At 65.8% G+C, this 21,854-nt stretch carries 19 protein-coding genes and 1 pseudogene; 7 read left to right on the forward strand and 13 right to left on the reverse strand.

Annotated features, from left to right (window positions below; all coding sequences use genetic code 11):
* Window positions 1–133: 133 nt before the first annotated feature.
* From VGU00_RS10115 to VGU00_RS10125, 3 genes are all read right to left on the reverse strand, one after another.
* Window positions 134–721 carry a hypothetical protein gene (locus VGU00_RS10115; RefSeq protein ID WP_327468081.1) on the reverse strand — a complete coding sequence of 196 codons (588 nt, stop codon included), beginning with the start codon at window positions 719–721 and terminating at the stop codon, window positions 134–136.
* Entirely contained in the window at window positions 721–1,989 is a 1,269-nt protein-coding gene (clpX, locus tag VGU00_RS10120; protein WP_327468083.1) for an ATP-dependent Clp protease ATP-binding subunit ClpX, read from the reverse strand. Before clpX ends, VGU00_RS10115 begins: the two co-directional genes overlap by 1 nt.
* A 167-nt stretch (window positions 1,990–2,156) precedes the next feature.
* Complete coding sequence (locus VGU00_RS10125; RefSeq protein ID WP_327468085.1) at window positions 2,157–2,807, reverse strand: ATP-dependent Clp protease proteolytic subunit; 651 nt, start codon at window positions 2,805–2,807, stop codon at window positions 2,157–2,159.
* A gap of 176 nt (window positions 2,808–2,983) precedes the next feature.
* Here VGU00_RS10125 and VGU00_RS10130 point away from each other — a divergent pair, with 176 nt between their 5' ends.
* Window positions 2,984–3,802, forward strand: coding sequence for a DUF2711 family protein (locus VGU00_RS10130; protein WP_327468087.1), 819 nt, complete (start codon window positions 2,984–2,986; stop codon window positions 3,800–3,802).
* A gap of 18 nt (window positions 3,803–3,820) precedes the next feature.
* Here the strand turns inward: VGU00_RS10130 and fdxA are convergent, their stop codons facing one another.
* From fdxA to VGU00_RS10145, 3 genes are all read right to left on the reverse strand, one after another.
* On the reverse strand, window positions 3,821–4,159 hold the full coding sequence (fdxA, locus tag VGU00_RS10135; RefSeq protein ID WP_327468089.1) for a ferredoxin FdxA: 339 nt from the start codon (window positions 4,157–4,159) through the stop codon (window positions 3,821–3,823).
* 171 nt (window positions 4,160–4,330) lie between these two features.
* Window positions 4,331–4,630 carry an RNA-binding S4 domain-containing protein gene (locus tag VGU00_RS10140; protein ID WP_327468091.1) on the reverse strand — a complete coding sequence of 100 codons (300 nt, stop codon included), beginning with the start codon at window positions 4,628–4,630 and terminating at the stop codon, window positions 4,331–4,333.
* The gene (locus tag VGU00_RS10145) at window positions 4,630–7,404 is read right to left on the reverse strand and encodes a helicase-related protein (protein WP_327468093.1); all 2,775 of its coding nucleotides are present in this window, start codon (window positions 7,402–7,404) and stop codon (window positions 4,630–4,632) included. Before VGU00_RS10145 ends, VGU00_RS10140 begins: the two co-directional genes overlap by 1 nt.
* 301 nt (window positions 7,405–7,705) lie before the next feature.
* Here VGU00_RS10145 and VGU00_RS10150 point away from each other — a divergent pair, with 301 nt between their 5' ends.
* The 3 genes from VGU00_RS10150 (at window position 7,706) to VGU00_RS10160 (ending at window position 12,588) form a co-directional block, all read left to right on the forward strand.
* Entirely contained in the window at window positions 7,706–9,223 is a 1,518-nt protein-coding gene (locus VGU00_RS10150) for a peptidoglycan DD-metalloendopeptidase family protein (RefSeq protein ID WP_327468095.1), read from the forward strand.
* A gap of 61 nt (window positions 9,224–9,284) precedes the next feature.
* On the forward strand, window positions 9,285–10,283 hold the full coding sequence (gene hemB / locus VGU00_RS10155; protein ID WP_327468097.1) for a porphobilinogen synthase: 999 nt from the start codon (window positions 9,285–9,287) through the stop codon (window positions 10,281–10,283).
* Between the two features lie 49 nt (window positions 10,284–10,332).
* Window positions 10,333–12,588: a fused MFS/spermidine synthase gene (locus VGU00_RS10160; RefSeq protein WP_327468099.1), complete on the forward strand. Its 2,256-nt coding sequence runs from the start codon at window positions 10,333–10,335 to the stop codon at window positions 12,586–12,588.
* Here the strand turns inward: VGU00_RS10160 and VGU00_RS10165 are convergent.
* Window positions 12,566–12,847, reverse strand: a complete 282-nt coding sequence (locus tag VGU00_RS10165; protein WP_327468255.1) for a hypothetical protein — start codon at window positions 12,845–12,847, stop codon at window positions 12,566–12,568. The two genes, VGU00_RS10160 and VGU00_RS10165, sit on opposite strands and share 23 nt — an antisense overlap.
* Between VGU00_RS10165 and VGU00_RS10170 the strand changes: the two genes are divergently transcribed.
* Window positions 12,846–13,406, forward strand: coding sequence for a gamma carbonic anhydrase family protein (locus tag VGU00_RS10170; protein ID WP_327468101.1), 561 nt, complete (start codon window positions 12,846–12,848; stop codon window positions 13,404–13,406). The genes VGU00_RS10165 and VGU00_RS10170 overlap by 2 nt on opposite strands.
* Window positions 13,407–13,462: 56 nt before the next feature.
* On the opposite strand, the gene VGU00_RS10175 is transcribed toward VGU00_RS10170, so the two are convergent.
* The 6 genes from VGU00_RS10175 to VGU00_RS10200 all read right to left on the reverse strand — a co-directional run bounded on the left by VGU00_RS10175 (window position 13,463) and on the right by VGU00_RS10200 (window position 19,511).
* Entirely contained in the window at window positions 13,463–14,041 is a 579-nt protein-coding gene (locus VGU00_RS10175; protein ID WP_327468103.1) for a urate hydroxylase PuuD, read from the reverse strand.
* A gap of 82 nt (window positions 14,042–14,123) precedes the next feature.
* The gene (locus VGU00_RS10180; RefSeq protein WP_327468105.1) at window positions 14,124–14,795 is read right to left on the reverse strand and encodes an inner membrane-spanning protein YciB; all 672 of its coding nucleotides are present in this window, start codon (window positions 14,793–14,795) and stop codon (window positions 14,124–14,126) included.
* On the reverse strand, window positions 14,792–15,718 hold the full coding sequence (ftsY, locus tag VGU00_RS10185) for a signal recognition particle-docking protein FtsY (RefSeq protein WP_327468107.1): 927 nt from the start codon (window positions 15,716–15,718) through the stop codon (window positions 14,792–14,794). Before ftsY ends, VGU00_RS10180 begins: the two co-directional genes overlap by 4 nt.
* Window positions 15,715–17,025: a MiaB/RimO family radical SAM methylthiotransferase gene (locus VGU00_RS10190; protein WP_327468109.1), complete on the reverse strand. Its 1,311-nt coding sequence runs from the start codon at window positions 17,023–17,025 to the stop codon at window positions 15,715–15,717. The genes ftsY and VGU00_RS10190 overlap by 4 nt, the downstream gene beginning before the upstream one ends.
* Window positions 17,022–17,828, reverse strand: coding sequence for a diaminopimelate epimerase (dapF, locus tag VGU00_RS10195; protein WP_327468111.1), 807 nt, complete (start codon window positions 17,826–17,828; stop codon window positions 17,022–17,024). Before dapF ends, VGU00_RS10190 begins: the two co-directional genes overlap by 4 nt.
* Window positions 17,829–17,879: 51 nt before the next feature.
* Window positions 17,880–19,511: a putative bifunctional diguanylate cyclase/phosphodiesterase gene (locus VGU00_RS10200; protein WP_327468113.1), complete on the reverse strand. Its 1,632-nt coding sequence runs from the start codon at window positions 19,509–19,511 to the stop codon at window positions 17,880–17,882.
* A gap of 248 nt (window positions 19,512–19,759) precedes the next feature.
* Here VGU00_RS10200 and ffh point away from each other — a divergent pair, with 248 nt between their 5' ends.
* Window positions 19,760–21,208, forward strand: coding sequence for a signal recognition particle protein (gene ffh / locus VGU00_RS10205; RefSeq protein WP_327468115.1), 1,449 nt, complete (start codon window positions 19,760–19,762; stop codon window positions 21,206–21,208).
* Window positions 21,209–21,249: 41 nt separating this feature from the next.
* Window positions 21,250–21,687: pseudogene (gene rpsP, locus VGU00_RS10210) on the forward strand (30S ribosomal protein S16); the annotation flags it as partial.
* Window positions 21,688–21,854 lie beyond the last annotated feature (167 nt).

Genomic DNA, 21,854 nt, shown 5'->3' on the forward strand with positions numbered 1-21,854 from the left:
TCCGTGCCGGTCGACAATTTATCCACAGGCGGGGTCGCGTTTTTTTGGGAAACTGTTGCTGCAATGCAACATTTTGTGATGCCATTCTGCCGCCTCCTCGTCCGCCTTGGCCGAAAAAAGAGCGGCGCGCGACTCAGCGCCAGCGCGTCGGCGGGTCGGTCAGCGCGGCGGCCGCGCGGCCCTGTACATCGGCTGCGGCACCGACGGGCATGCTGAAGCGCGCTTTCACCGACCAGTTGCCGTGCTGCGACAATTGAAAATGCGTCAGATAGGGCTGTCCGCCAATTTCGGCTGTGAACCAGCCGTTCGCGACACCCACGGCCGGATCGGCGAAGCCCGCAGGCACCGCGATACGTTCGCCGCGATAGCGTTCGAGCAGCAGGCTCTCGAGTTCGCGCGCTTCTTCGTCCAGCTCGACCATCTTCGGATAGACATAAAGGTCGATCCAGCCATCGCCGTTGGCGCCGCCGTTCAGCGTATATTGGACCGAGACATTGCCGGGTTCATAGACGATCAGCTTGCGCGCCGGCATGCCGCCGAGGCTGGCGGGAAAGAGATAGTTGGACGGAATATGCCGAAGTGCGCCGCCCTCGCGTCGCACTTCGGCGGAATCGACGACCTCGTCGATCGGCGTCGATACAGGCTGCGCGTGCGCCGGCGTCAGAGCAGGAGCGGCAGTGAGCGCCGCCGCGGCAAGGACGAGGCGCAGCGCGCGCCGCATCAAGCGGCGTCGCCAGCCTCTTTCGCCTTGTCGGCATAGACGCGCACGGGGTCCTTGCGGCCCTCGACGACGTCCTTGTCGACGACGATCTCGACCACGTCGGTCAGGTCGGGCAGGTCGAACATCGTGTCGAGCAGGATCGCCTCGACGATCGAGCGGAGCCCGCGGGCGCCGGTCTTGCGTTCGATCGCCTTCTTGGCGACCGCGATCAGCGCGTCGTCGGTAAAGGTCAGCGACACTTCCTCGAGGTCGAACAGTTTCTTATACTGTTTGACCAGCGCATTCTTGGGTTCGCCCAGAATCTTGACCAGCGCGTCGATGTCGAGATCCTCGAGTGTCGCGATCACCGGCAGGCGGCCGACGAATTCGGGGATCAGGCCGAATTTCAGCAGATCCTCGGGCTCGATATTCTTGAGCACTTCGCCCTGGCGGCGCTCGTCGGGGCCCGCGACATGCGCGCCGAAACCGATCGACTTGCCCTGCAGGCGGTCGCCGATGATCTTTTCGAGGCCGCTGAACGCGCCGCCCGCGATGAACAGGATGTTCGTCGTGTCGACCTGCAGGAATTCCTGCTGCGGATGTTTGCGGCCGCCCTGCGGCGGGACGCTCGCGGTCGTGCCTTCCATCAGCTTCAGCAGCGCCTGCTGCACGCCTTCGCCCGACACGTCGCGGGTGATCGAAGGATTTTCGGCCTTGCGGCTGATCTTGTCGATCTCGTCGATGTAGACGATACCGCGCTGCGCCTTTTCGACATTATAGTCGCTGGCCTGCAGCAGCTTCAGGATGATGTTCTCGACATCTTCGCCGACATAGCCCGCTTCGGTGAGCGTCGTCGCGTCGGCCATCGTGAAGGGCACGTCGAGGAAGCGCGCGAGCGTCTGCGCGAGCAAGGTCTTGCCGCTGCCGGTCGGGCCGACGAGCAGGATGTTCGACTTCGCCAGCTCGACATCTTCGCCGCGCCCGCTGTTCGCAAGCCGCTTGTAGTGATTGTGCACCGCGACCGACAGGACGCGCTTGGCCTTGTTCTGTCCGATCACATAGGAATCGAGATGCTGGCAGATTTCGAGCGGCGTCGGCACCGCGCCATCCTTGCGCGCGGCGATCCCGCCCTTGATTTCTTCGCGGATGATGTCGTTACAAAGCTCGACGCATTCGTCGCAGATAAACACCGTCGGCCCGGCAATCAGCTTGCGGACTTCGTGCTGCGACTTGCCGCAGAAGGAGCAATAAAGGGTGCTCTTGCTGTCCGAGCCGCTCAATTTCGTCATAAATAGTCCTCTGGCGGCGCAAAAAGGGTGCCGCCGTCTTTATCCTAGTCCGCGGTCACCCAATTACAATATGGCAATTGGGTGACATCGGTTCAATGTTCCGCTTAGCGCCAAGGCGCCAAGCGGATGTCAACAAACGCAGTTACCGGAACTGGCAAGGCGCCCGATCAGGGCGTCGGACCCTCGCTCACATCCTTGGGAGCATCGTCGCCGGGCAGGCCCGGGCGGCGGTCGTACACATGATCGACGATGCCAAAGGCCTTGGCCTCATCGGCTTCGAGGAAGGTGTCGCGGTCCATCGCCTTTTCGATGTCTTTCAGCGACTTGCCCGTATATTTCACATAAAGGTCGTTCATCCGCTTGCGGATGCGCAGGATTTCCTTGGCCTGGATTTCGATGTCCGACGCCATGCCGCGCGCGCCGCCAGACGGCTGGTGGACCATGACGCGCGCGTTGGTCAGCGCGACGCGCATGCCAGGCTCGCCGGCGGCGAGCAGGAAGCTGCCCATCGACGCGGCCTGGCCGATGCAGACGGTGCCCACGCGCGGGCGGATATATTGCATCGTGTCGTGGATCGCCATGCCCGCCGTGACGACGCCGCCCGGCGAGTTGATGTACATGTAGATGTCCTTCTTCGGATTTTCCGATTCGAGGAACAGGAGCTGGGCGACGATCAACGAGGCCATATTATCCTCGACCTCGCCGGTGACGAAGACGATCCGTTCGCGCAGCAGGCGGGAGAAGATGTCGAAGCTGCGTTCGCCGCGGCTCGTCTGTTCGACGACGACGGGAACAAGGGCTGCGAGCGGGTCGATCATTGGAATTTCGTCCTTCATTATCGGGATGCCGCACCGGAGAATCCGGCGGGCTGCCCCTCCGCGACCTACATCGTCGCGCGGCGAAAGGGATTCAAGGGGGGAAACACGCGCGCCTGCGGTTTGAATTCGGACAATGCGTGGCAGACAGTGGCGCGGAGGGCGCGTAGGAACAGGCGATGGATCAGGACGAGCTTACGAAATTCGGGCCGCCCGACGATACGCCCATTTTACCATGGTATGGCGGTGCTTTTCAGCACGCCTTCATAGCGCTCCACCCATTTTTTGCCGTCGAAGGTCTCCACCCGCGTGCGTGCGAAAGCGGTTCGCTCATCCTCCTGCGGTCCGAGATGCCCGATGGGGCGGAATTGATCGAGTGGGCCGATGAAGCGAAGGCTGCGCGAAAGCTCGGCAAGGAGATCGAAGCCGACGCGGTCGACACGATCGCCAAGCGTTTCGCCCGCACGGTCGGATGGCAGGCGGTTGCGCGGGCGGCCGGTTTTTCCGATCACTGCGAACTCGACCGCGCGCTTCGGACGAACATCCACGGGCTCCGGGACGATCTGGCCGATCCTGCGTCAGCCGAGCGGTTGCTGCGCTATTGCGATAGAGAGGCACTGTTCTTGCCGACCGAAGGCCGGTTCGAACCCGTAATGCAAAACGCGCTAATCCGGATGTTTGCGCGCGCCGGGCATCGCGAGATTATTGCGGGCGACGAATTCGGAGACGAAGAGCGGCTCGTCGACCTGTCGGCGCTCGCCGGGGAAAAGCCGTGGGTCGGCGTGGAGGATGTGCCCGCCTATGGCGCGCGGCGTCTTTTTTCGTCCGACCGGTCGCTATTTGCCTGGGTGCATTGGGACAGCTTCTACACGCTGATATTGGGCACCGAGGCAGGGTTGGCCGGAATCCGGCTCAACCAGCTCTTCGAAGGATTTTGGTGCGACGCCGCGACCACAACCTACTGGTTGACCGAGCCGCCTATCCCGCTGGTCGAATAGCGGCGCAACCCAATTCGATCAGTCGCCTTCGCCCGGTTCGGGCGAGAAGAGCGTGTCGAACTTGTTCTCGACGCCCTTGAACTCGTCGGCGTCGGGCGGCGTGTCCTTCTTGACCGTGATGTTCGGCCACTCGGCGCTGAACTTGGCGTTCACTTCCAGCCATTTTTCGAGGCCGCTCTCGGTGTCGGGCAGGATCGCCTCGGCCGGGCATTCGGGCTCGCAGACGCCGCAGTCGATACACTCGTTCGGGTTGATGACGAGCATATTCTCGCCCTCGTAGAAACAGTCGACGGGGCACACCTCGACACAGTCCATATATTTGCACCGGACGCAGGCATCGGTGACGACATAGGTCATGGGTTCAGCTCCCTTTGTCGGCGGCACCCTTGCCGTCCGACATCCATCGGACCCGCCTCTATTCCGCGTCGACGCGGCACGTCAACGCAAAGCGACAGTTGCGAATCACTCTCACTCGATACGCAAAAGCTTCGGGTTTCGGGCGACAGCTTTTCCTGTCGCCCCGATAGCTCAGCTGGAGGCGGCGGGCGCCTGTTCCTCGACGCGCAGGTAACAGGCCTGTGCCTCGGGCGCGGGGCCGCGGCGCTGGGGCAGCGAAAGCAGGCGGATCACCTCGATCCGCTCGCCCACCGGCAGCACGAGCGTCGACCCGACATGCACCGCAGCTGAGGAACGCGTAATGCGGCGCCCGTCGAGTCTGATATGCCCCGCCTCGACCATTGCCTGGGCGATACTGCGCGAGCGTGCAAGGCGCAGAAACCACAGCAGCTTGTCCAGCCGGATGCTCCCTGCGGCGCCGGGGCTCGCCATCAGTCCTTGCGGCTTTCGGCGAGCAGGGCGGCGAGGCCGGCGAAGGGGCTGTTCGGCGACGGGCCGCGGCGTTCGGGGCGATCGGTCCGCGGCGGGCGCGGGGCGTCGGTGCGGGGCGGCTTTCCGCGTTTGGGCTTGGCATGGGCCGCGCCTTTGGCGTGCTGCGCGGGAACGCGCTTTGCCTCGCCGCTCGGTCGCGTCTGTTTCGGCGTATCGGGGCGCCGCCGCGGTCCCTTGCGGCGTGCGCGTTTTTCGGCAGCCTTGCGGAGTCCCGACCAGCGCCAGCGTTGCAGCGCGGGCTCGCCGACGGCGCGAAATCCGAAGCTGCCGAGCAGCCCGCGCCGCGTTTCCTCGTCGAGCCCGAGCGAGGTCGCGAGGGCCGGGTCGATCACGAAACCGGGGGGCGGTGCGCCGTGCGCTTCCTCGCCATGATCGTCATGATGATGGTCGTCGCCGCCCGCCACCGGCGATGTTGGCGGTGCGGCGGCCTGCATCCGCGCCGCATGCGCCTGCCGCGCCAGCTTTTCGGCCATGTCGATGCGCAGCCAGCCGTTGGCACAACGGCGAAAGCCCGCGATCGCAAGCCCCGCCTGGCTGCCGTTTTTTTGCAGCACCGCGCCATGCGGGGGCAGGGCGGGTACCGACGTGCCCTGCTGCGCCGCAGTCAGCGCCGCGCGCCAGCGCACCGCCTCAGGCTTCAGCAGCAGCGGGTGGAATATGTCGAGCGATCCGATGGTGAAGCCAAGCTTGCGCAACTGCGGCCGTTCCTCTGGAGCCAATGCGTTGAGCTGGTCCTCTACGACCGCGCGCGGGATCGTGCCGCTGGTGTCGGTCAGCGCCGCGAGCAGCGCGCGCACGCGCGGCGGGGTGAAAAGATCGCCTGCCGCCTCGCCCATCGCGGCGAGCGGCCCCGCATGGCGTGCGAGCTGCGCGGCGACGAAGCGCTGCAGCCGCTCCGAAATCGCCTGCACCTGTCCGGGTTCGAGGCGGCGGAGCGAGGGGTCGATCTGGATCGCCGGCTGCACCAGCGTCGGTCCGCGCGCCAGCGTGGCGACGGCATGGCCGTGCCAGGCGAGCCGCGGCGCGGTTCCCGGCTCGGCGACAAGTGCCAGCGCGCCGTCGTCGCCTTCGGCCAGCGCGGTCGCGCGGCGGGCGAGTTCGGCGCGGAGATGCTTTTCGGCGGCGGCGAGGAGCAACCGGTGGTCGCTCGCCTTGGCGACCGGATCGACCTTGAACTGAAAGCCCTTGAGCGTGCCGATCGCCTCGCCGTCGACCGCAACGGTGCCGTCGGCACCGACCGCAACGGGCAGCGCGGCGTGACGCTGTCCGGCATCGCGTAGAAGCAGCGCAAGGCGGCGGTCGACGAAGCGCTGCGCCAGCGCCGCGTGCAGCGCGTCGGACAATCGCGATTCGAGTAGTTGCGCCTGATCGGTCCATCCGGCGGCGCCGGCGATCCAGTCGCCGCGCTGCGCAATGAAGCACAGCGTCCGCACCGCGGCTATGCGGCTCGCGAGCTGGTCGATGTCTCCCTCGACGTCATCCAGCCGCGCAAGCCGGCGCGCGAACCAGTCGGGGTCGATCATCCCGTCGCCGCTCGTGCGCCACTGCCACAGCTTGAACACCGTGCGACTGTGATGCTCGGCGCCCAATTGTTCGAAATCGGGGAGTCCGCACACGTCCCACAGGCGCTGCACCGCGTCGAAATCGCCGCCGCGTGCGCGTACCTCCATATCGCCCGCCAGATGCTTGAGCACCGCGATATCGACCGCCTCGGGCGCGGGGCGCAGCATCGGTTGCGTCGGCGGCCGGGCAAGGTCGGCGAGCAGTTGGTCGAGCGAGCCGAAGCCGGGGGTCGGATTGCGCCAGAACAGGCTGGGCAGCGGCGGGAAATGATGGCCCTCGATCGCGTGGATTTCCTCCGGGGTGAAGCCGCCCTGTGGCAGGCCGACGGTGCCGAAGGTCCCGTCCTGCTGGTGCCGCCCGGCGCGCCCCGCGATCTGCGCCATTTCGGAGATCGTCAGGCGACGGAGGCGGCGTCCGTCGAATTTCTGCAGGCTCGCGAAGGCGACATGCTGGACATCGAGATTGAGCCCCATGCCGATCGCGTCGGTGGCGACGAGATAATCGACCTCTCCCGCCTCGAACATCGCGACCTGCGCATTGCGCGTCTTGGGGCTGAGCGCGCCCATCACGACCGCGGCACCGCCCGAAAAGCGGCGCAGCATCTCGGCGATCGCATAGACTTCCTCGGCGGAAAAGGCGACGATCGCCGATCTTTTGGGCAGCCGCGACAATTTCGACGATCCGGCGTAGCTCAAGGTCGAAAAGCGCGGGCGGGTGATGATTTCGGCCTCGGGAACCAGCGCTTTCACTAACCCCCGGATGCTCGCCGAGCCGAGGATCATCGTCTCTTCGCGCCCGCGCGCGCGGAGCAGGCGATCGGTGAAGACATGCCCACGCTCGGGGTCGGCGCCGAGCTGTGCCTCGTCGATCGCGACGAACGCGACATCGCGCTCGACGGGCAATGCTTCCATCGTGCCGAGCAGGTAGCGCGCGTCGGGCGGGGTGATGCGTTCTTCGCCGGTGACCAGCGCAACCTGCGCCGCACCCTTGATCGCGACGACCCGGTCATAGACCTCGCGCGCGAGCAAGCGCAGCGGAAAGCCGATCATGCCGCTGGACCGGGCGGTCAGGCGCTCGACCGCCAAATGGGTTTTGCCGGTGTTGGTGGGGCCAAGGACAGCCTTGACCGGCTGGGAAGAGGGTGGTGTCATTATCTTGTCCACCAAGCTGGCATGAGCGCCGCCGCGGCGCAACAGCCGATCGTCGAACGGGAGGGCCGGGGCCGATTTTTCGCTGGTACTTGCATAATATCCCAACCCCGACACGATTCGCCGCAACGCGTTTCCGCGCGCCCGCCATTAAATTGACTTTAACGACCTTTCTTTACAGACAACGGCTCGAAAACATCATTCGGCGGCCGGGTTTACGGGAGGCTTGCCGAGCGGGGGTTGCAATTTGTTCCAGCGCCATGAACCCATCGCGGGGATGTCCGGCAATGCGGCCGCCCTCACGATGTCACAAGCGATACCGCTGCGGCGCGCCGATTCGGACGCCGAACCGCGGCTAGGCTGGCGCGACCGGCTAGCGCAGCTCGACCTTGTCCCCGATCTTGGCGACAATATCGGTTCGGGCGAATGGTGGCGCGGCCTTGCCACATTAACCCTGCTCTGCGGGACGGCGATTGCCACCTTTCCGGGGATCAAGCCGTTCGAAGTCGGCGGGGCGCCGGCGTTCGACGCCGCCGATTTCAACGAGGCGCGCGCGCAGATGATCGTGCCGCTGGCGTTCGGCGGCGACACCGGCCGCCATATGGCGGCGACCGACGCGGTCCGTCCGCTGACGCAGACCCCCGAACGCCCGCAGATCGAACTGACCGCCACGCTGGGTAGCGGCGACAGCTTCGCACGCCTGCTCGAACGGTCGGGGGTCGGCAGCACCGAAGCGCAGGCACTCGCCAATCAGGTGTCGGGCGCGGTCCCGCTTGCCGATATCGCGCCGGGCACGCGCATCGACCTGATCCTCGGCCGCCGTCCCACCCGCACCATGCCGCGCCCGGTCGAGGCGCTGGCGATGCGGGCGCGTTTCGACCTTCGGATCGAGATGGAACGGCAGGGCGGGCGATTGGTGATGCGGCGCATCCCGATCGCTGTCGACACGACGCCGCTGCGCATTCGCGGCCGGGTCGGCGACAGCCTGTACCGTTCGGCGCGCGCCGCCGGGGCGCCGCCGCAAGCGATCCAGTCGTACCTCCGCGTCGTCGGCAAACAGATTTCGGTCGGCAGCGATATTCGCGCTGGCGACGAGTTTGATATCATCGTCGATCATCGCCGCGCCGAAACCGGCGAGAGCGAAACGGGCAAGCTGCTTTATGCGGGCCTGATCCGCAGTGGCAAACCGAAGCTTTCGATGCTCGAATGGACGGTCGACGGCCGGACCCAATGGTATGAAGCGTCGGGCGTCGGCGAGCAGCGCGGCGGCATGGCGCGTCCGACCAACGGCCGCGTGACATCGACCTTCGGGATGCGGCGCCATCCGATCCTCGGCTATCGGCGCATGCACAGCGGGATGGACTTCGGTGGGGGCTATGGCGCGCCGATCTATGCGGTCACCGACGGCATCGTGACGATCGCCGGCCGCCACGGCGGCTTCGGCAATTATGTGAAGCTCAACCATGGCGGCGGGCTTGGCACCGGCTATGGCCATATGAGCCGCATCGCGGTGCGGCCCGGCCAGCGCGTCAATCGCGGGCAGGTGATCGGCTACATCGGTTCGACCGGCCTCTCGACCGGCCCGCACCTCCATTACGAACTGTATCGCAACGGCCGAGCGGTCAATCCGGCGTCGGTGACCTTCGTCACGCGCGCTTTGCTCGAGGGCAAGGCGCTCGCCGATTTCCGTGCCCGCATTCGCGCGCTGACGGCGATCGCGCCCGGCGCGGCGCTGACGCCGATTGCGCCGAAGCAGGTCGAGGGGCCCAAGCTCGGCAGCCTTGCCGATGTCGCCTCGAAGCGCGCCGAGGGCGGGACCTGATCTCCCCTGACATGCGGCAATATCCATTTGCCCGGCGGCGAAGCGCCGCTATGCACGCCGCATGACCCACGCCGCCTTTCCCGATCTGCGCCTGCGCCGGACCCGCCGTACCGGCTGGAGCCGCGCGATGGTGCGCGAAACGCATCTCTCCCCCGCGAACCTGATCTGGCCGCTGTTCGTGTGCGACGGTGCGGGCGCCGAAGAATCGGTCGCGAGCCTGCCGGGCGTGTCGCGCTGGTCGGTCGACCGGATCGTCGAGCGCGCAAAGGACGCCGTCGCCGCTGGCATTCCGTGCCTGGCGCTCTTTCCCTATACGCAGCCCGACCGGCGCAGCGAGGACGGCGGAGAGGCGCTCAATCCTGACAACCTCATGTGCCGCGCGGTCGCGGCGATCAAGGATGCGCTCGGCGACGAGATCGGCGTGCTCACCGACGTCGCGCTCGATCCCTACACCAGCCACGGGCAGGACGGGCTGATCGATGCGGCCGGCTATGTCCTCAACGACCAGACCGTCGAGGTGCTCGTCGGGCAGGCGCTCAATCAGGCGCGCGCCGGCGCCGATATTATTGCGCCGAGCGACATGATGGACGGCCGGATCGGCGCGATCCGGCAGGCGCTGGAGGCCGAAGGCTTCGGCCATGTCCAGATCATGAGCTATGCCGCCAAATATGCGTCGGCCTTTTACGGCCCGTTCCGCGACGCGGTGGGCTCGCGCGGGCTGCTCAAGGGCGACAAGAAGACCTATCAGATGGACCCGGCGAACAGCGAGGAAGCGCTGCGCGAGGTCGCACAGGACCTCGCCGAGGGCGCCGATAGCGTCATGGTCAAGCCGGGGCTGCCCTATCTCGACATCGTCGCGGCAGTGAAAGCGAGTTTCGCCGTGCCGGTCTATGCGTATCAGGTGTCGGGCGAATATGCGATGATCGAGGCTGCGGCTGCGGCCGGCGCGGGCGACCGCGACGCGCTCGTTCTCGAAACCCTGCTCGCCTTCCGCCGCGCCGGTGCGTCGGGCGTGCTCAGCTATCATGCGCTGCATGCGGCGCGACTTCTTGGACAATGACGGGGACCGCCGGGACCGGACAATCGGCAACCGGAAAAGTGGGGATTTGATGACAGGCACACCGCGCCGCTGGCTTTTCGTGTTGACCATCCTGGTCGGCAGCTTCCTGCTCTTCCAGGTCCAGCCGATGGTGGCGCGGATGGTGCTGCCGCGGCTTGGCGGCGCACCGGCGGTGTGGAATAGCGCGATGCTCGTCTATCAGGCGTTGCTGCTCGGCGGCTATGCCTATGCGCACTGGCTCGGCCGCTTCGCGGTGCGGAAGCAGGCGATCATCCATCTGGCGCTGTTCCTCGTCGCCGCGCTGTGGCTTCCGATCGGCATCGCACAGATCGCCCCGCCGGCGGCGGGGCAGGAGGCGCTGTGGGTGCCCTTGCTCTTGCTCGCATCGATCGGCCCCGTCTTCTTCGTCGTTTCGGCGCAGGCGCCGCTGATGCAGCGCTGGTTCGCGGCCGACAGCCGTGCGGGCGATCCTTATTATCTTTACGCCGCCTCGAACCTCGGCAGCTTCGCAGGGCTCATCAGCTATCCGGCCTTCGTCGAGCCGACCTTGCCGCTCGCCGCGCAAAGCTGGGGCTGGACCGCAGGCTATGCGCTGCTCGTGCTGCTCGTTGCGGCAAGCGCCGCGGCGCGCTGGCACGGGTCTGCCGAGATCGCCGATAATAGCGCAGGGGCTGGCGACGAGCCCCGGCCGAGCTGGCGGCGTCAGATCCACTGGTTGCTCATTGCCGCGGTCCCGTCGGGGTTGATGCTGTCGACGACGACGCACCTCACCACCGACATCGTAGCGATGCCGCTGCTCTGGGTGCTTCCGCTCGGTCTTTATCTCTTGAGCTTCGTGATCGCCTTTTCGACGATGGAGCGGCCCACGCAGATCATCACGCTGATCGCGCCGGTGATCCTGCTCGCTGTCGGCGGACTGGGGCTTTTGAGCTCGGGCGGCGGGTCGATGACGATCGCGCTTGCCAGCCTTGCGATGTTGTTCGTCGTCGCGACCGCGCTCCACGGCTATCTCTATCATCTTCGTCCCGCGACGCAGCATCTGACACTCTTCTATCTCATCATGTCGGCGGGCGGCGTGCTCGGCGGACTGTTCGCTGCGCTGTTCGCGCCTTTGCTGTTCGACTGGGTTTACGAGCATCCGATCCTGATCCTCGCGGCGGCGGCGCTGCTGCCGCTGCCCGCGCTGTTCCCGTGGGACAAATGGCTGAAACTCGAACCGCGGACTGTACGGCTCGTCCTCCTGCTCCTGATCGCGGTCGCGATGTTCGCAGCGCAGCATATGGTCGGCAAATGGACCGGGCTGCTCGACGGTTCGACCGCCGCATGGGGGCTGACGATCTTCGCGATCGGTATCCTCGTTGTCGGCTGGCGCTGGGCCTTTGTGTCGGTGCTCGCGCTGTTGATGATCGGCGTCGGCGGCTGGGACACGATCCAGGAAAGCTTTACCGGCGCGCGCGTGCGCAGTTATTTCGGTGTCTATACAGTCACCGACTATCCGGCCTCGAACCAGCGCCGCCTCGCGCACGGTACGACGCTGCACGGACTGCAGCGCACCGACGCCGAGCACCGGCGCGATCCGACCACCTATTATGGCCACAAATCCGGCGTCGGGCTGACGCTCGACAAGGCGGAAGCGCTCGCGGGACCCCATGCTTCGATCGGGATCGTCGGCCTGGGGGCGGGAACGCTCGCCTGTTACCGCAAGCCAGGGCAGCAATGGACGATTTTCGAAATCGATCCGGCGATGGTCGAGATCGCGCGCGATCCGGCGAAATTCACCTTCCTGTCCGACTGTGCCGGCAACACCCCGATCGTGATCGGCGATGCGCGGCTTCAGATCGCAAAACAGCCGGCGGGGCGCTTCGACATCATCGTCATCGACGCTTTTTCGTCGGATGCGATCCCGCTCCACCTGCTCACCAAGGAAGCGATCGGCATCTATCAGCGCGCGATGAAACCCGACGGCATCCTGCTGATCCATATCTCGAACCGCTTCTTCGGGCTGCAACCCGTGCTCGCCGAGGAAGCGCGGGCGCGCGGCTGGTCGGCGGCGATCCGCATGGATCCCGGCCCGATCGGCGACGATTATGGCGATCTGACCGGGTCGAACTGGGTCGCGCTGACCGCGACGCCGCAGCGGATGCAGCAATTGACGGGCGGCATCCGCCCACGCACCGAAGCGTCGCTGGACGGCGCATGGGTCGCGCTCGAATCGCGGCCGAATTTCGAACGCTGGACCGACGACTATGCCTCGACGTTGCCGGTCCTGCTCTGGGATCACATCATCGGGAAACGTGACGAATGAACTGGAGCGTGATGACATGATATTGATCCGCCGCGACGGAGCCGATTTTGGCCGAGTGCAAGGCGCGAGGAGAGGTGCGATGTGGTTCATCGTGCGCGACGAGCAACGCAGCAATCGGCCAAAATCGGCCCGCCCCGTAGGGGTTGCCCCCGGAAGCCCGCCGGACGGCGGCGCGTCTCTGGTCTGGGCAACCGGCCCAGCCTGCGAGACGCTTCTTGCCGGCGAACTTCCGGGGGCAATCACGGTGGAACAATATCATGTCATCACGCTCTAACGACGTCAGCATCATCAGCGTAAACGGCAAGACGCCGCAGATCGACCCGAGCGCCTTCATCGCGCCCGGATGCCGGATCATCGGCGACGTGACGATCGGGCCCGACGTCAGCATCTGGTATAATTGCGTCCTGCGCGCCGACGTCAGCCGCATCGTCGTCGGCGCGCGGTCGAACATCCAGGACGGCAGCGTCGTCCATTGCGACGGCCCGATGCCGCACCGGCCGGAGGGATTTCCGACGATCATCGGCGAGGATGTGCTGATCGGCCATATGGCGATGGTGCATGGCTGCATGCTGGCGGACAGGGCGTTCGTCGGGCTGAAGGCGACGGTGATGAACGGCTGCCGCATCGGGAGCGACGCGATGCTGGCCGCGGGGGCGCTGCTCACCGAGAATAAGGAAATACCGGACCGCGAACTCTGGGCGGGTTCGCCCGCGCGGCGTGTGCGCGAAATCGACGATGCGCAGGCCGTCGGGATGCAACTGGGCGTCGCGCATTATGTGATGAACGGCCGCATGCACAAGGCGGCGATCGAGAGCTGAAGCGAAAAGGGCGCCCCGGTTTCCCGGAGCGCCCCTTTGCTTCGATTGACCCGAATTCAGCCGAGGTTGGCGTTCACCATCGCATAGAGCATCGGGATCGACAGCAAGGTGTTGGTCCGCGAAAAGATCATCGCGGTCTTCGCGGCCTTGGCCTTGGTCGCGTCGTCGGCTTCGACGATGCCCAGCGCCTTCTTCTGGTTCGGCCAGATCACGAACCAGACGTTGAACGCCATGATCAGGCCCAGCCACATGCCGACGCCGATCAGCTTATACGGGTCCTGCAGGCCGAGCGCGGGCGCCAGATATTTGGCGTGACCCGCGATCGCGAGGCCCAGCAGCACGGTGGCCAGCGCCGCCCAGCGGAACCAGAACAGCGCGGCGGGTGCGATATGCTTGCCGACGGCGGGTTTCAGTTCGGCCGGAATTTTCGGCATCGTCGGGATCTGGACGAAGTTGAAATAATAGAGCAGGCCGATCCACAGCACGCCGAAGAAGGTGTGCAGCCAGCGCATGATCGCATTGCCCGCGGCGATGCCATCCTCGAAATTCTGGCCGTTGAGGCACAGCATCAGGATGATCGCGAGCACCAGCCCGGTGCCGAGTACCGCGTGCAGATTTCCGAAAAATTTGTCCATGGCAGTTCCCCCTGTTTATCGCGGCGCCCGCGTGCGACCCGGTGCCGGTGACGCAGCTATGCCAGCCCGCGAGGGAAATGCATCAATTTTTGTCGGTCGCAGCCTGTTCGGGCACCGCGAGCCCGTTCTTGAGCATCACGGGCACCTGGCTGAAGGTGAAGAGGAAGGAGAGCGCGGTGACGCCCCACACCTTGATCGTCAGCCACAGGTCGAAGCTCATCTGCTTCGCCTGGATCATCTCGTACATCACATGGTTGGCGATGCCGAGCGCGGCAAAGAAGAGTCCCCAGTTGCGCGACAGGAGCAGCCAGCCGCGGTCGGTCAAACCCTCGAGCGCCGATTGCAGCAGATATTTGAGCATCGGCTTCTTGAACCAGTATCCGCCGAGCAACAGCATCGCGAACGCGGCATAGATGATCGTCGGCTTCATCACGATGAAACGCTCGTCGTGGAACCAGATCGTCAGCGCGCCGAAACCGAGCACGAGGATGCTCGACATCCACAGCATCGGCGAAATCTTGCCGAGTTTCCATTTCGACACGAGCATCGCGATGATGATCGCGACCATGAAGGCGACGGTGCCCTTGATCGCTGCGGTCGTTGCCGCAAATGCGCCTTCGCCGCCCGACGAGAATTTATAGGCAAGGAAGAAGACAAGCAAAGGCCCGAAATCGATTACGAAATTGAGCATGCCGTGCTTGGCGGGCGGTGGCGCGGGGACGGCTTCGGGGCCGGTCGGGAGCTGATCGCTCATCTGATATTTCCTGCAATGATGCCTGCGATCTCGTCCGCATCGAACGGGCGAAGGTCGTCGATGGTTTCACCGATGCCGATCGCATGAATGGGAAGCCCGTGGCGTTCGGCGGCGGACACGAGCACACCGCCGCGCGCGGTGCCGTCGAGCTTGGTCATCACGAGGCCGGTGACGCCCGCGACCTCGCGGAACACGTCGATCTGCGACAGCGCATTCTGCCCCGTCGTCGCATCGAGCACCAGTACGACATCGTGCGGCGCCGCCGGGTTGAGCCGGCCGAGCACGCGCTTGATCTTGGCAAGCTCGTCCATCAGCTCGCGCTTGTTCTGGAGCCGCCCGGCGGTGTCGACGATCAGCACGTCGATGCCCGTCGCGGTCGCCTGCTTCACCGCGTCGAACACGATGCCCGCGCTGTCGCCGCCTTCTGGACCCGCCATGATCGGTACGCCGAGCCGTTCGGCCCAGACCTTGAGTTGCCCGATCGCCGCAGCGCGGAAGGTGTCGCCCGCGACGAGCATTACGCCATAATCCTGTTCCTGGAACAGATGCGCGAGCTTGGCGATGGTCGTGGTCTTGCCCGACCCGTTGACCCCGATCACGAGGATGACCTGCGGGCGCGGAAAGGCGTCGATGTCGAGCGGTTCGGCGACCGGGCGCAGCACTGCGGCGATTTCCTCGGCGACGATTTTGCGCAGTTCCTCGGTGCCGTTCGCGGCGATGTCGCGCCGTTCGGCAAGGCGGTCGCGGATGCGGTCGGCCATCGCAGGGCCGAGGTCGGCGGTGATCAGCGCTTCCTCGATCCGGTCGAGATCATCCTCGTCGAGCCGCGCCTTGCCGGTCAGCCCGGCGAGATTCTCGCCGAGCCGTTCGGAGGTACGGCGAAATCCGCCGAGCAGCCTTTCGCTCCAGCTTTTGCCGGTCATGCGGCGATGTCCTTTGCTTGCAGGGGAGTGGCGACCATGCGGTCGCCGTCGCGCACCCCGAGGCGCACGTCAATGATGGTGCCGGGCGCCGCGGGTGCGGTGAGCCTCACGGCGGCGAAATTTTCGGCATGACCCGTCCTGCCGTCGCGCTCGACGAGCATCGATGCGGTGCGGCCGGTCTGCACATCCAGCCAGTCCTGCCGCCGCCGCGCGTTGGCCTCGCGCAGCGTCGCCGCGCGTTCGCGCGCGATGGCGCGCCCGACCTGCGGCATGAGCGCGGCGGGTGTGCCGGCGCGCGGGCTGTAGGGAAAGATATGGCCGAAGACGATGTCGCAATCGTCGATCAGCGCCAGCGAGTTCGCGAACATCGCCGTATCTTCGGTCGGGAAACCCGCGATCAGGTCGGCGCCGATCGCAATGTCGGCGCGCGCGGCCTTCAGCCGTTCGATCAGGCGCACGGCGTCGGCGCGGCGGTGGCGGCGTTTCATGCGCGTCAACACCATATCGTCGCCCGCCTGCAGCGACAGATGGACATGCGGCATCACGCGCGCTTCCTGCGTCAGCAGCGCGAACAGCGCATCGTCGATCCGGTCCGGGTCGAGCGACGAAAGGCGGAGGCGTTCGACCGGTAGCGCCAGCATTGCCTCGACCAGCGCGGCCAATGTCGTGCCGCTGTCATCGCCATAGCTGGCCAGATCGACCCCGGTCAGGATGATCTCGCGCTGCCCGCGGTCGAGCGCGGTGCTTGCGGAAGCGAGAACATCTTCCACGCTCGCCGAGCGCGCCGTCCCGCGCGCCATCACCGTCGCGCAAAAGGTACAGCTATGCGAGCAACCGGTCTGCACGCCGAGGAAGGCGCGTGCGTGGTCTGCGCCCGAAAGGGCTGGAGAATAAGGGCGGCCCTTCGACAAGCTCAGGGCAAACGGTTGATGGGTTGATCCATCCGCTAAACCCGTTCGTGCTGAGCTTGTCGAAGCACCGTTCTGTTCTTCGATGCGATAGCTCTCGGCCAAACCCTTGGCGTTGTTGCTCACCACCCGCGCGCCCATCGCGGCAAAGGCATCGCGCTCCAGTTCCGCCGCGCACCCGGTCACAACCACCTCGGCGTCCGGCCGCTCACGCAGCGCGCGCCGCACCGCCTGTCGCGCCTGCCGCACCGCTTCGTCGGTCACCGCGCAGCTGTTGAAAACGATCGTGTCGCGAGCACCCGCAGCCTTGACGGCCGCACGAACCCCTTCACCCTCGGCGATGTTGAGCCGGCAGCCGAAATTGACGACCTCTTGCCGGTCGACGAGAGGGATGCTCATCCGAACTGCGCCCAGTCGGTCTCGCCCTCGTACACGCGCGTTGCGGCACCGCTCATCACGATCGGCTCGCCGGGCGCCCAGCGGATGACCAGGTCGCCGCCGGGCAGCGACACCGTCACCGGCGACTGGACCAGCCCCGCACGGATCGCAGCGACCGCGGTCGCGCACGCGCCCGTGCCGCACGCCTGCGTGAGGCCGACGCCGCGTTCCCAGACGCGCAGCTGCAGCTGGTTTTCGCCGTCGAGGCTCGCGACATTGACGTTGACGCGTTCGGGAAACAGCGGGTCGGTCTCGATCCGCGGGCCGAGTTCGTCGAGCGCGACGGCATCGGCCTCGGGCACGAAAAAGACGATATGCGGATTGCCGACATTGACCCCGGCGCCATGTTCGAGCTCGTCCCACGCGACGGGCATGTCGCGCGTGTCCATCGGCATCGCGAGCGGGATATGCTCCCAGTCGAACACCGGCTCGCCCAGCACGACTTCGGCGCCGCCGTCGGCCGGCGTGACGCGCAGCATGCCGCCCAGCGTCTCGATCACCGCGGGCTTGCCGATCAGCGTCGCGACGCAGCGCGTGGCATTGCCGCACGCCTCGACTTCGCCGCCGTCGGCGTTGAAGATGCGCATCTTCACATCGGCGCTGTTAGACGGTTCGAGCAAGATCAGCTGGTCGCACCCGATGCCGTGGCGCCGGTCGGCGATCGCATGCGCGCGTGCCGGCGTCATTTCGACGGCATTCGCGCGCGCGTCGATCACGACGAAGTCGTTGCCGAGGCCGTGCATCTTGGTGAAGCGGTCTGCCATAGTCCGCGCATGTAAGGGTGCGGGGGCGCGAAGTCTAGCGATGCGGCGGCATCACGCCGTCTTGCGCAGCGGTTCGTCCTCGCCGGCCTCGGGCGGAGCGGGCGGCACCATCGGCGCGCGCAGCAGTCCGCGTTCGGCAAGCAGGCGATCGGTGTCGGCGGCCGATGCGGCGCGGCCGAAATACCAGCCCTGCCCCTTCGAGCAGCCGAGCCGCGTCAGTTCGAGCGCGGTCGCCTCGTCCTCGACGCCCTCGGCGGTGATCGGCATCGCCAGGCTTTCGCCCAGTCGTACGATCGCGACGACGATCGCCTGCGCATCGGGGCTGCCGCGCATCGCGGCGATGAAGCTGCGGTCGATCTTGATCCGGTCGAAGGGGAGTGCGCGCAAGTGCGACAGCGAGCTGTAACCGGTGCCGAAATCGTCGAGGCTCAAGGACACGCCCTGATTCTTGAGGCTGGTGACGATCGAGCGGACGAGCGGCAGATTCTCGAACAACGAGCTTTCGGTGATTTCCACCTCGAGCTGGCTCGCGGGGAAGCCCGTTTCGACGAGCAGTTTGGTCAGCTTCTGGCTGAACCACGGATCCTTCAATTGCTGCGGCGAGATGTTCACCGCGAGCATGATCGACGGGTCCCAGCGCTTGGCAATTTCCATCGCGTGGCGGATGACCTGCAGCGACAATTCGCCGATCATCCCGCTTTCCTCGGCAACCGGGATGAAGCGTTCGGGCGGGATCATGCCATATTCGGGCGATTCCCAGCGCATCAGCATCTCGAAGCCGAGCAGGCGCCCGCTGGCGATATCGACTTGCGGTTCGAAATGGGGGACGAACTCGCCGCGCGGCATGCCTTCGCGGATGCCGGTCTCGATCTGGTTGCGGACCTGCACCGCCATTTCCATGCCCGGTTCGAACCAGATATGGCGGTTCCGGCCTTCATCCTTGCAATGATACATCGCAATATCGGCCTGGCGGACCATCGTTTCCATCGTGATGCTGGTATCGCTTGCGAGCGATATGCCGAGCGAGGCGCCGATACGAATCTGCTGGCCGTCGTGGTTCACCGAATTGTCGAGCGTCGTCACCAGTTCGGCGGCCAGCGCGTCGATGTCGGCGCGCGCGGCGGGGTCGAAGGCGAGCATCGCGACGAATTCGTCGCCGCCCAGCCGCGCCTTGGTGGCGTTTGGCGGCAGGATGGCCGAAATGCGCTCGGCCGCGACCTGCAGCACGCGGTCGCCGGCGGCGTGGCCATGGATATCGTTGACGGTCTTGAAATGGTCGAGGTCGAGCAGGAACAGCGCGACCTGCCGCCTGTCGGCGATCGCTTCCGCGATCTGGCGCTGTCCCGTTGCGAGCAGCGCGCGCCGGTTGAGAAAGCCGGTCAGCGGATCGGTGTCGGCAAGGTAGCGGGCGCGCTGCTCGGCCTCGGTGCGCTCGCGGATTTCGCGATTGAGGTCCTTGTAGCGGCGCCATCCGAACAGGATCAGCGCGACGTTCAGCACCAGCGCCGCGGCCAGCGCGCGGTCGGGACCGCCGCCGAGGCCGATCAGCGTCTGGACGACCGCCTGCATCACATTGCTGCCCGTCCCGACGAACAGCAGGATTGCGGCGACGACGACGCCGCCGGCGACGATCTCGCGTCGGGCACCTTCGCTGCGGTCCAACTGCTTCGATGTCGCGCTCATATGAATTTCCCCACCATCGCCGCCATAATGCGCGCAGAGCGGTGAAATTTGCGTTAAATGGGGCTTCGCGGCGCTTGCTTGCCAATATATGGATATTTGTGTAGAGGCCGCCGCGTTCGCGCGCATCTTGCGCACGGATTATCGATGTCCGCGACGGTAAGTCTGTCCACGGATAGCCGCTGGTTGGCGAGGTTTCGCTCACCGGCGTCTTTTGCGTTGCGGGCCTCGAAAACAAGGATTTGAGGCGCATGTTCGACAGTCTGAGCAATCGGCTTGGCGATGTTTTCGGGAAGCTCCGCGGCCGCGGCGCGCTGACCGAGGCCGACGTGCGCGCCGCGATGCGCGAAGTGCGAATCGCCCTGCTCGAAGCCGACGTTGCCCTGCCCGTCGTGCGCAGCTTCGTCGATCAGGTCACCGAACTCGCGATCGGCCAGAATGTCCTGCGCTCGGTCACCCCGGGCCAGCAGGTGGTCAAGATTGTCAGCGACGCGCTGACCGAGATGCTCGGCTCCGAAACCGCCGAGCTCGACCTTGCCGTCTCCCCGCCCGCCGTGATCATGATGATCGGCCTTCAGGGCTCGGGCAAGACGACGACGACCGCGAAGATCGCGAAGCGGCTCAAGGAAAAAGAGCGCAAGAAGGTGCTGATGGCGTCGCTCGACGTCAATCGCCCCGCCGCGCAGGAACAGCTCGCCGTCCTCGGCCAGCAGATCGACGTCGCGACGCTGCCGATCGTTGCGGGGCAGCAGCCGGTCGAGATCGCGCAGCGCGCCATGCAGGCGGCGAAGCTGCAGGGCTATGACGTCCTGATGCTCGACACCGCGGGCCGCCTCCACGTCGACCAGCAGCTGATGGACGAGATGCAGGCGGTGTCGCGCACGGCGAACCCCGCCGAAACCCTGCTCGTCGTCGACAGCCTGACCGGGCAGGACGCGGTGCAGGTCGCGCAGCGCTTTACCGATCAGGTGCCGCTCACCGGCGTCGTGCTCACGCGTATGGACGGCGACGCGCGCGGTGGTGCCGCGCTCTCGATGCGCGCCGTCACCGGCAAGCCGATCAAATTCGCGGGCACCGGCGAAAAGCTCGACGGGCTCGAACTCTTCCAGCCCTCGCGCATCGCGGGCCGCATCCTCGGCATGGGCGACGTCGTCAGCCTCGTCGAACGCGCCGCCGAAACGATCCAGGCCGAAGAGGCCGAGGCGATGGCGGTGAAGATGGCCAAGGGCCAGTTCGACCTCAACGACCTTCGCACGCAATTGAACCAGATGCGCCGCATGGGCGGCCTCGGCGCGCTCGCCGGCATGATCCCCGGGATCAAGAAGGCGCAGGCGCAGATGGCTGCGGGCGGGGCCGACGACAAGATGCTCGTCCACTTCGACGCGATCATGGGATCGATGACCCCCAAGGAACGCGCGAAGCCCGAAATCCTGACCGCGAAGCGCAAGATCCGTATCGCAAACGGGTCGGGCACGACGGTGCAGCAGGTCAACCGGGTGCTGAAGATGCATCAGGAAATGGCCAGCGCGATGAAGAAGATCCGCAAGATGGGCGGGCTCAAGGGCCTCGGCGCGCTGTTCGGCAAGGGCGGCGGCATTCCCGGAATGGGCGGAATGGGTGGCGGCGGAGGCCTCCCGGGTCTCGGTGGAGGCGGATCGATCCCGCCCGAACTCGCCAATCTGATGAATAAAAAGAAGTAATTACACCCGAATTTGAACGTTAAACCCTGAAGGAAAATATCATGGCTACCTCTATTCGCCTCGCACGCGGCGGTTCGAAAAAGCGTCCTTATTACAAGATCGTCGTCGCCGATTCGCGCAGCCCGCGCGACGGCCGCTTCATCGAGCGTATCGGCAGCTACAACCCGCTGCTCGCCAAGGACAATCCGGAGCGCGTGAAGCTCGACGCCGACCGTGCGAAGCACTGGGTTTCGGTTGGCGCGCAGCCGACCGACCGCGTTGCCCGCTTCCTCGACGCCGCGGGCGTCCTCGAACGCGCCGCGCGCAACAACCCGAACAAGGCTGTTCCCGGCGAAAAGGCCAAGGAACGCGCCGAAGAAAAGGCGCAGAAGCTGGCTGACGCCGAAGAAGCCGCAGCAGCCGCTGCCGCTGCTCCGGCGCCGGAACCCGAAGTCGAAGCTCCGGCTGAAGAAGCTGCCGCTCCCGAGGCCGCTGAATCGGACGCAACCGGTTCGGTGAAGAGCGAAGAAACCGCCGAAGCCGTCGCCGAAGCCGTCGCCGACGAAACCCCGGCCGACGCGACTGCTGACGACGCGACCGCGATCGCCGAAGAAGTCGCCGAAGGCGGCCCGGTCGCTGCCGAAGCCGAAGAAGCTCCGGCTGCTGA

Origin of the sequence: Sphingopyxis sp. (genome assembly GCF_035944815.1) — a bacterium.
Classification (GTDB): Bacteria; Pseudomonadota; Alphaproteobacteria; order Sphingomonadales; family Sphingomonadaceae; genus Sphingopyxis.

Coding starts and splice junctions, on each gene's coding strand:
- VGU00_RS10115 (WP_327468081.1), bottom strand. CDS start 721: ATGCGGCGCGCGCTGCGCCTCGTCCTTGCCGCGGCGGCGCTCACTGCC.
- clpX (WP_327468083.1), bottom strand. CDS start 1,989: ATGACGAAATTGAGCGGCTCGGACAGCAAGAGCACCCTTTATTGCTCC.
- VGU00_RS10125 (WP_327468085.1), bottom strand. CDS start 2,807: ATGATCGACCCGCTCGCAGCCCTTGTTCCCGTCGTCGTCGAACAGACG.
- VGU00_RS10130 (WP_327468087.1), top strand. CDS start 2,984: ATGGATCAGGACGAGCTTACGAAATTCGGGCCGCCCGACGATACGCCC.
- fdxA (WP_327468089.1), bottom strand. CDS start 4,159: ATGACCTATGTCGTCACCGATGCCTGCGTCCGGTGCAAATATATGGAC.
- VGU00_RS10140 (WP_327468091.1), bottom strand. CDS start 4,630: ATGGCGAGCCCCGGCGCCGCAGGGAGCATCCGGCTGGACAAGCTGCTG.
- VGU00_RS10145 (WP_327468093.1), bottom strand. CDS start 7,404: ATGACACCACCCTCTTCCCAGCCGGTCAAGGCTGTCCTTGGCCCCACC.
- VGU00_RS10150 (WP_327468095.1), top strand. CDS start 7,706: ATGTCACAAGCGATACCGCTGCGGCGCGCCGATTCGGACGCCGAACCG.
- hemB (WP_327468097.1), top strand. CDS start 9,285: ATGACCCACGCCGCCTTTCCCGATCTGCGCCTGCGCCGGACCCGCCGT.
- VGU00_RS10160 (WP_327468099.1), top strand. CDS start 10,333: ATGACAGGCACACCGCGCCGCTGGCTTTTCGTGTTGACCATCCTGGTC.
- VGU00_RS10170 (WP_327468101.1), top strand. CDS start 12,846: ATGTCATCACGCTCTAACGACGTCAGCATCATCAGCGTAAACGGCAAG.
- VGU00_RS10165 (WP_327468255.1), bottom strand. CDS start 12,847: ATGATATTGTTCCACCGTGATTGCCCCCGGAAGTTCGCCGGCAAGAAG.
- VGU00_RS10175 (WP_327468103.1), bottom strand. CDS start 14,041: ATGGACAAATTTTTCGGAAATCTGCACGCGGTACTCGGCACCGGGCTG.
- VGU00_RS10180 (WP_327468105.1), bottom strand. CDS start 14,795: ATGAGCGATCAGCTCCCGACCGGCCCCGAAGCCGTCCCCGCGCCACCG.
- ftsY (WP_327468107.1), bottom strand. CDS start 15,718: ATGACCGGCAAAAGCTGGAGCGAAAGGCTGCTCGGCGGATTTCGCCGT.
- VGU00_RS10190 (WP_327468109.1), bottom strand. CDS start 17,025: ATGAGCATCCCTCTCGTCGACCGGCAAGAGGTCGTCAATTTCGGCTGC.
- dapF (WP_327468111.1), bottom strand. CDS start 17,828: ATGGCAGACCGCTTCACCAAGATGCACGGCCTCGGCAACGACTTCGTC.
- VGU00_RS10200 (WP_327468113.1), bottom strand. CDS start 19,511: ATGAGCGCGACATCGAAGCAGTTGGACCGCAGCGAAGGTGCCCGACGC.
- ffh (WP_327468115.1), top strand. CDS start 19,760: ATGTTCGACAGTCTGAGCAATCGGCTTGGCGATGTTTTCGGGAAGCTC.